Here is a 2,551-nt window from a genome sequence, read left to right as displayed (position 1 = left end):
ACAAAAACTATAAATTTTAAAACAATATTTAAAAAATTTACTTTGTTTCTTTTACCTGCATATCTTTTATTATTCTTAGTAGGAGGATGTTCTTATAAATATATGGATCCGCAGTATTATGAGTTTAGGAGCTTGTGTAAAGATATAGATAATAAAGTAATAATTTACAATAAAGCTTATTGGGAATTGTATAGCGATTTTACAAAAAAAAAGCCTTCTATAGAAAAACGAGTTAAGGATGATGGTTATGAATATTTTTATTATGAAAAACTTAATGAAACATTTACTTATTATGATATAAAAGATACGATAAAATCCGAGAAACGAAATGGCAATATTATAACCATAGTATATGATAAAAAATATAAAAAAATGCCCAAGCCTTTTGCTACATATATAAGATATAAATATGAAAATGATGGTGTATTCTTAAGAGGCGATGAGGGCTCTGGATTATATTTTAGATATGAAGAAGTATTCACTTGTAGCTATTTTGATAATTTTAAGTAAGGATATAAATGAGCAAAAACATTAAAACACAAGAAGCTAAATTAGATTTAATTACTAAATTTTTAGACTATGCTAATGTCGCAGATGCTAGTTATGCTTTATTAGATCCAGTTTTTACAGGTGTTATTATTGATAATCAAGGAAAGGAATTAGAAAAAGATTTAGATACCCAAAGACTAGGTGATAAACATAATAATCAAAATTCTACCTATGCAAGAGCTATACAAGCTCGTTTTGAACAAAATAAAATAGTTAAAATAGAACCTAAATATTGTATTTCTCTTATAAATACTTGTTTTGATAGTAAAGAAATAACATTGGATAATGATATTAGTAGGGTAGGGTTAAATGATGCACTGAGTAAAAGAACTATTGATTTTGTAAATAGATTTAAACTTTTAAAACATCAGCCCGACACTACAAGTGGCTTTAGTGCTACTTTGTTTTATGATAAAGAAAAAGATAAATTTGTGGTAGGATTTAGGGGAACTGAAACTGATAATTTTATTAGCTCGATTCAAGATATAGTTCAAGACATAACTCTATCCCTCAATGGCAATATCCAATCTTCTTCTCTTTTAGAATTTTTAGAACAAGTAAATAAAATAATCAAAAACAAACACAAAAGAATTATATTTGTAGGACATTCATTGGGTGAGATTTGGGGGATGCAATGAAAATATTAAAAATACTTTATATTTGCTGGATTATATTTTTTATCTTTGCTTGGATAATATCACCTTTAATTGGGCATAATCCAGATAGATTTAAGGAATTTCTCATAGTGATTGGATGGATAATTTTGCCTCCAATAGTGAACAATCTATGGTTATTTTTAATAACAAGAATTAAAAAATATTTGATAAGGTTTTTTCTATTATTGTTATATTGTCCATTGGCAATTTTATTGTATCTTATATTTGATTAAAAGGAAAAAGTATGAAGCAACAAATCAAGAATCTTAGAGACTATGCTGAGTTAGCTTGGGCAAGCTATTTCAACCTTATCTATATTGATGGACAAAAAACTAATGATTTCACAATAGGAACAGAAAGAATCTTAAAAGATGGAGAAAATATAGAAAAATTTGAATATTATAAAGCATTGTCTAAAGACTATAAAGATTATTTTATTTATGATGATTCGTTAGCTTTTTATCCAAAACTCAATGGTGAATTTAGAGAAATCCAAACACAAAATTTTGCAAAACGCTATACAATCAAATTTCACCAACCCAATACTTTTAGTGGTTTTTCTGCTACACTTTTTTATGACATTCAAAAAGATGAGTATATTGTTAGTTTTCGAGGAACAGAAGGAATTGTAAGTATGGATGCATTTGCCGATATAGGACTTACTTTTGGTAAAGGAGATTTTCAAGCTAATGCCTTAAAACAATTTTTATTAGATATAGCACCTATTCTAAATAATATAGATTCTAGTAAAATTACCTTTGTAGGACATTCTTTGGGTGGATATTTAGCTGTTGTTGCAATGCAGCTTTGTGATACAATCGATAGAACACTTTGTACAGATTTTAATCAAATAAAATTTAGTGCTTCAAAAGTTTATACTTTTAATTCTCCTACCATAGATGGAATAGATAATATGCTAATGAGATTCTTAGCTAATTTGCTTGGAAATAATATTGTGGAGCAAATTTTAAATCCAGAAAAGATTGTTTGTGTATTTGATAATGGTAAAATTGAAATCATTGCTTCAGCTCAATATGGTGCAAGCAATGCTTTAGGTATATATACAGGGAAAAATGATCACTCTATAAAACCTCTTGTTAATACTCTCTATTTTTATTCCTATCTTTTAGAATTAGATGCTAACTATAACAAAGTCAAAGATAAAAGCCTTAGTGAGTGTATAGAGTATCTTAATCATTTTATGAAAAATATTCAAATTTATACAGAAACTTTTGTGTTAAAAAATAATGCTATTAATAATAAAAATTTCGCTCTTAAAAATGGACTTCTTGGACTTTTTAGAAGTTCTCCAGAAAAAATCAATCATTTTGAATACTTTCTTTCAT

The 2,551-nt window shown here is 26.9% G+C and carries 3 protein-coding genes; all 3 read left to right on the top strand.

The window, feature by feature from the left end:
* Nucleotides 1-510, top strand: a 510-nt coding sequence (locus KAR67_RS09300) for a hypothetical protein (protein ID WP_192801099.1), incomplete at its 5' end; no start/stop codon positions are given.
* Nucleotides 511-518: 8 nt separating this feature from the next.
* On the top strand, nucleotides 519-1,187 hold the full coding sequence (locus tag KAR67_RS09295; RefSeq protein ID WP_192801098.1) for a hypothetical protein: 669 nt from the start codon (nucleotides 519-521) through the stop codon (nucleotides 1,185-1,187).
* A 262-nt stretch (nucleotides 1,188-1,449) separates the two neighbouring features.
* Nucleotides 1,450-2,551 (top strand): Mbeg1-like protein (locus KAR67_RS09290; RefSeq protein ID WP_192801097.1); only part of this gene is annotated, 1,102 nt, incomplete at its 3' end.

The sequence above is a fragment of the Campylobacter sp. JH32 genome (assembly GCF_017846535.1).
GTDB lineage: Bacteria > Campylobacterota > Campylobacteria > Campylobacterales > Campylobacteraceae > Campylobacter_D > Campylobacter_D coli.
This window is presented reverse-complemented; position numbering and strand designations above follow the sequence as displayed.

Coding starts and splice junctions, on each gene's coding strand:
- KAR67_RS09295 (WP_192801098.1), top strand. CDS start 519: ATGAGCAAAAACATTAAAACACAAGAAGCTAAATTAGATTTAATTACT.